This is a genomic window from Aminobacter ciceronei, assembly GCF_014138625.1.
GTDB lineage: Bacteria > Pseudomonadota > Alphaproteobacteria > Rhizobiales > Rhizobiaceae > Aminobacter > Aminobacter ciceronei.
Map to the genome: position 1 here is coordinate 1 of NZ_JACJHY010000081.1, position 5,591 is coordinate 5,591.

General features: G+C 60.0%; 3 protein-coding genes and 6 pseudogenes. 5 read left to right on the forward strand and 4 right to left on the reverse strand.

Annotated features, from left to right (window positions below; all coding sequences use genetic code 11):
* A pseudogene (locus HNQ95_RS33500) lies at positions 1-228 on the forward strand (integrase); the annotation flags it as partial.
* A 252-nt stretch (positions 229-480) separates the two neighbouring features.
* On the opposite strand, the pseudogene HNQ95_RS33905 reads toward HNQ95_RS33500, so the two are convergent.
* The 3 genes and pseudogenes from HNQ95_RS33905 to HNQ95_RS33150 all read right to left on the reverse strand — a co-directional run.
* Positions 481-650, reverse strand: a pseudogene (locus tag HNQ95_RS33905) (helix-turn-helix domain-containing protein); the annotation flags it as partial.
* Positions 651-762: 112 nt separating this feature from the next.
* Positions 763-1,047 (reverse strand): sensor histidine kinase, encoded by a 285-nt coding sequence (locus tag HNQ95_RS33910; protein ID WP_249926017.1) that lies wholly within the window; start codon positions 1,045-1,047, stop codon positions 763-765.
* Positions 1,048-1,446: 399 nt separating this feature from the next.
* Positions 1,447-1,614 carry a hypothetical protein gene (locus tag HNQ95_RS33150; RefSeq protein WP_169808290.1) on the reverse strand — a complete coding sequence of 56 codons (168 nt, stop codon included), beginning with the start codon at positions 1,612-1,614 and terminating at the stop codon, positions 1,447-1,449.
* 544 nt (positions 1,615-2,158) lie between these two features.
* On the opposite strand from HNQ95_RS33150, the gene HNQ95_RS34275 reads away from it, so the two are divergent.
* From HNQ95_RS34275 to tnpC, 3 genes and pseudogenes are all read left to right on the forward strand, one after another.
* The gene (locus HNQ95_RS34275) at positions 2,159-2,767 is read left to right on the forward strand and encodes a BA14K family protein (protein WP_369009169.1); all 609 of its coding nucleotides are present in this window, start codon (positions 2,159-2,161) and stop codon (positions 2,765-2,767) included.
* 100 nt (positions 2,768-2,867) lie between these two features.
* Positions 2,868-3,065, forward strand: a pseudogene (locus HNQ95_RS33160) (transposase); the annotation flags it as partial.
* A 113-nt stretch (positions 3,066-3,178) separates the two neighbouring features.
* A pseudogene (tnpC, locus tag HNQ95_RS33165) lies at positions 3,179-3,702 on the forward strand (IS66 family transposase); the annotation flags it as partial.
* Positions 3,703-3,976: 274 nt separating this feature from the next.
* Here tnpC and HNQ95_RS33170 read toward each other — a convergent pair.
* Positions 3,977-5,000, reverse strand: a pseudogene (locus tag HNQ95_RS33170) (IS110 family RNA-guided transposase).
* 71 nt (positions 5,001-5,071) lie between these two features.
* On the opposite strand from HNQ95_RS33170, the pseudogene HNQ95_RS33175 reads away from it, so the two are divergent.
* Positions 5,072-5,591 (forward strand): annotated as a pseudogene (locus tag HNQ95_RS33175) (IS66 family transposase); the annotation flags it as partial.

A 5,591-nucleotide genomic window follows, 5' to 3' on the forward strand; every position in this document is an offset into this window, starting at 1 on the left:
GGTCATTCGCGTGGCACAGTGACGAGCCGGTACATCCATACCGTTGATACCGCGCTGATCATGGCGGCTGACACGATTGCGGGGTACGTCAATGGGCTGCTGGACGGCATGCAGTTTAAGCGAACTTCCTACGCTCTCGATCGGGCAGCAAGAGAGGCCGCGCTGTTACAGTTGTTTTCTGAGGTAGTGGCTGAGGAGGGTACTGTCGCCGAAGCGGTTGTAGCGTAGCCAAGTACCGTGTTCGCCAAATCGTCTGGCGTCGACGGGGAGAACGCAACGCTGACAAAGTACCGTCAGTGCCCTATCGTCCGCATCGCAACAATTGCACAAGGGAAATATTCGAGTTGCATCAAACATCCTCCAACCACACGATGCGTGGTTTTACCCATTTATTGTTCTCTGAAAATCTTGATTAATCGACCATGTACCATCTGGCATTGAACTGTGAGCGCGATATGACGCGTATCCACCCCGCAGTTGTCATCTCTCTTGGGCACCACGCTGGCATGCGGTAATCGAGAGGTACCGGATCGGCAGCACCGTAAGTTCATCGGGACCATGCGGCGTATCCGTGTCGAAAAAGAGGCTGCCCCAGGTAAGGATCTATACAGATTATTTCTATGCCTGTATATTATTTCACCTTCAAGCATATTATGGCGCCGCTAGAACTGGAGTCTATGCAATCTAGACGGTTGAGTTGGTGACCCGTGCCGGGTCTCTCTTGACGCCGCGCCCGGCCTTGTAGCTGGGTCGTCGCGTCTGCTACTGCATAGTCATCTTCGACGAGCAGCACCCGAAGGCCAACCGGAGGATTGGGAGCTCCGCCCGCTCTTGGCCCTCGCCCCGCACCACCACCGGCTCACCTCGCTTTACCACCAGGCCGAAGTATGACCCCTTTTGTAAGCTCGAGCTGTGCTCTATCGAGTGCCCCAGGCAATCAGCTAACTGCCGCACAATCGCCAACCCAAGGCCAAGTCCCTGACCTCGATCGCGTTCGGGATTTTGATGAAAATCGTCAAAGATCGCGGTAGCCTGGTCTTTGGGAATTCCCGCTCCTCGAAAAAGACAGGTGCTGCTGACCGGTCGATTGCTCGACGAGGCCGATGACCTGCTCGAAATCCTGAAGAACGTCGACCGGCAGCACAGGCGGTCATGGGGACTGCCCTGAGGTTCCAGCGCATCGGCGTCGTCATCCTCCAGGGGAGCGCAGCGTCTCGACGCAGTTGGCAACCAGCCCCGTCAAAACTCAACTGGACGATCACGCGCAGCTCGTGCGGTTACGGTCCCACCAGTCGGCGATGAGTGAAGCCAATGGCCGGTCAATGACCGGGTCTTGTTCGTTCTCACGGCTTGGCACAACGGACCTTCACTCTTTGGATTGCGAAGCTTCATTGCAAACCGATTATCTGCCGGAAAGCGGGATTTTTCTCGGTTGACTAGCCGGCATCATTGCATGTGCGACCGCGACAGGGTCATGGCGATCTGGAGCGCTTCGGCGATGGCAAGAGCGATTTGACCGACGAGATCATTGTGGCCAGCATCTTCCGCCATGGATTGAGCTGCCGTCAGCAGTGAGATGATGTCTTCAACGGAGACTGAGTGGCTCGCTATCATAGTTGGCTCGCGTCTGGTTGATTGATGATCATGCGTGCAATCTATCAGAGCCGTATGCCTGCCGGGTAAACATGCTCGGCATAATTGTATTGATCTAGCACGACGCGCAGCAGGGCGTCGCAATGTGGCGGGGCTTCTTGCGTTTGCCGGGACTATTTTGCAGATCAAAAATTTCTGATACCGGCGCACCGCACCGCTGCCCCGGCACAGCCTAGCGCGCCGATTAGCGCCCGCGATGTGCCCGTACGGCAGGCCTTCTGCACTCTCATCCACGCTTCCTCACTCCATGCGCAGTTCGTTGACGAGGTCGCGGTATTTAGTCTTGTGTTCGCGCTAGTTGGTGTTCTTCCGCTGCTCGGCCATCTTTTCGCGTTTTGTCTCCCTGCAAGGGCGGCGACTTTCCATGAAGCATCCGCGGTTCGCCTCCGTCTTTATGCCAGTGGAACCACTAGGAATGTCGCGCATTTTTGCCATGAGAGAGCCACAGGAGCGCGACATGAGACCCCGGCTGATAATCCTAAGTGGCGTCGGCTTGGCCCTCGTTATGTTCGCAAGTGGTCTGATCGCTGCTACCGCGTTTTTCACAGCCGAGCCTGGACGGCAACTATCACTAGCCGCCGACGCAACTGATGTCTGGACTGACAAGTCAGTGAAGGTGAACACTGCAGCACAAGAGTTCGAGCGCTTCCCGGCCCGACCTGTGCGGCAGCAATTGCGAGCCAAAACCGCGACAGGAGCCGCTCCCAGGGTCACTCCAGATGTCGCCAATACAGCAGCTACCCCCCCGGTGCAGGCTAGCGACCAACCCCAAGAAGATGCGGGGGCCGAGACGATTGCAGCCCATGTGGAGTGGTGTTCGGGCCGATACCGTTCCTATCGCGCCGACAACAACAGCTACACTTCCTATAGTGGGGGGCGACGCGAATGCATCTCGCCTTATATTGGGGTGGTCGACGCTGCGACAGAAGAGCATAATTACTTGGAAACTGCGGTCCACTCCTCCGCGGGGTGGATTGAACTGGCGTCCTCAAACAGTCGGGCCTACGTCGGCACGGATCATATAGAGTATTGCTTCGCCCGGTATCGATCATATCGACCGGAAGACAACACCTACCAACCTTACAATGGCGGCCCTCGCAGGCAATGCCACTGAACAACACGCGGAGAGTAGTACGGCGTGAGCGCTGTTCCGGCACCACCTTTCGCGCGTGGTCGTGAGCCACGATGCTCGGAGCCTTTTAGGGCTTCGACACATGACGATTTCAGAGCTTACGCTTAAGTCCAGGGACGAGGAGCCGGTTCGACGGCTTGCGATATTCACGGGTTCTGGACGGCGGCGCGATTGGTTGGCGGAGGAGAAGGCGCGGATCGTGGCGGAAAGCTACGATGCCGGCGAGACCGTGAGCGCGGTGGCCCGGCGATATGCATTGTCCCCGCAGCAGCTGTTCGCCTGGTTCCGCGCGGGTGCCGTTGGCGAATGCGCCGGCACCGGAGCCATTGTTTGTTCCAGCAGTGGTCGCGGCACCGGAGCCCGAACCGGCGGGGAAGTGCACGAGATCGACACTGCCGGAGCTTGGTCGTTGTGCAAGCGGCGGCTCCATCGCGGCTCGTCGAAGGCGGCATCCCGACCGAGGCGACCGTCGCCCATGTTTGGTCGGCAAGTACGCCGACCACCTTCCGCTGTATCGCCAGGCGCAGATCTACGCCCGCCAAGGCGTGAACCTGGATCGATCGACGCTCGCTGACTGGGTCGGCAAGGCAGCCTTCCTGCTCCGGCCGATCCACGAGCGGCTGTTCGAGCGGCTGAAGGCGTCCGGCAAGCTCTTCGCCGACGAGACCACAGCGCCGGTGCTCGATCGCGGCCGCACCAAGACGGGCCAGCTGTTCGCTTACGCCTGCGACGACCGCCCCTGGGGCGGGATCGCTGCACCTGGCGTCGCCTATCTCTATGCGCCCGACCGCAAGGCCGAACAGCCACTGCGGCACCTTCAGGGCTTCGTCGGAATCCTGCAAGTCGACGGCTACGCCGGATACCGGGCGTTGTCCGAGCGCAATGCCGTGAACCTGGCGTTCTGCTGGGCGCATCTGTGGACGCCATCGACTTTGCAAGGACTTTATGCGCGGCTTCGGCAATGCCTGCGGCTGCAGTCATCTATTCGGCCTCTACCATGTGGAGCACCCTGCGCCACGGGCCTTGATGGAATATCCGCGAACCGGCACCCAATCACGTTGCGCGAGCTCGAGGCTCGATGCGCCCAACGGGTTCACCCGGTCCCGGTACGCCCGGTCTTGCCATCACCTGCTTACTTATCCTCGCAACCGCATCAGCCCGAAGCCGAGCCGATCTGTATGGCGTCGCAGATCATGCCGCTCCACGCGTCGGTACGCCGTAGGTCCCACCGTATCGCAGCAGTGCCCAGACAACGCGCGCCGTCTTGTTTGCGATTGCCACGACCGCAACATTGGCAGGCCGCCGATCCCTCAATTTGGCGAGCCAAATCCAGGCGCGCCCGCGCCAGCGCATGATCGAACGACTTCCGTGAATGAGCAGCTTACGGAGATAGCCGTTCCCTCGTTTGCTTATCGAGCCGAGCTGCTCCTTGCCGCCCGTGGAATGCCGCTTGGGCACCAGACCGAGCCACGCCGAAAAATGACGACCGGATTTGAAGTCTGCCGGATCCCGCATGGACGAAACCAGAGCGCTAGCGGTGACAACGCCGACGCCGGGTATCGTCATCAATCGCCGGCAGGCGCTGGAACCTCGCGCTACAGCAACCAGGTCGCTGTCGATCCGGGCGAGTTTGGTCTTCACCTCTCTTAGCTGTTCGGCGAGATAACGCAGCGCATGCCGTGCCACAGGCGGAATACGCGTCTCGGTCTCATCTTCGATCAGAACGGTGAGCAGGCCGATATTATGCGCCCGGTTCGGACCAATCACCCCGAACTCGGCCAAGTGACCGCGGATCGCATTGATAAGCTGCGTCCTCTGGCGGATCAGCATCTCACGGACGCGGTGGATGACCAGGATCTCCTGCTGCATCTCTTCTTTGATGGGAACGAAGCGCATCGTTGGTCGCGTGACGGCTTCGCAGATCGCCTCCGCATCGGCGGCATCGTTCTTGTTGGTCTTCACATAGGGTCGAACGTATTGCGCCGGGATCAAGCGGACCTCGTGCCCCATACTCAGCAGCAGTCGACCCCAGAAATGTGCACCCGGGCAAGCTTCCAGCCCAAACCAAGCAGCTCGGAAGGACGCGAAAGAACTGCTCCACATCATCGCGTCTGAGCTTCCGTCGGAGAATCGCTCTCCCATGCTGATCCGCCCCGTGCACCTGAAACACTGACTTGGCAATATCGAGACCAACCACCCGAACTCCATCTGGCATGGCAATTTCCTCCTGTTGATTTGCGCCCGTCCTCGCGGAAGGGCGCAAACGGAAGGGGGCGTCCATGCCATCATGTCCGTCGACGCTTCTACGAAATGGCCCAGTCCGGACCCGCGCCGATCGCCACGGAGGCGCTCCAGCGCATCGCCGAGCTCACAAGATCGAGAGCGAGATACCGGGACGCTCGCCCGAAGAGCGGCGCACCACCCGCCAACAGAGAAGCCGCCCCGTCATCGATACCCTCCAGCCATGGCTGCGCGAGAAGCTCGCCCTGGTCAGCCAGAAGAGCAAGCTCGCCGAAGCAATCCGCTACCCGCTCTGGTCGCTTCCTCGACGACGGCCGCGTCGAGATCGACTCCAACGTCGTCGAACGCTCGATCAGGCCAATCGCCCTCAATCGGAAGAATGCCCTCTTCGCCGGTTCCGACGGCGGTGGCGAGCACTGGGCGACCATCGCCTCGCTCGTAGAAACCTGCTTATGCCGCGCGCGGCATAAGGCAGTTTATGCCGACCGTCGAACTATGCCGAGTGCCTCTTTGACCATGGCGGTTGGAGTGCGCTTCTCCCGCCGTTTTGGCCGGAGATCAGCCG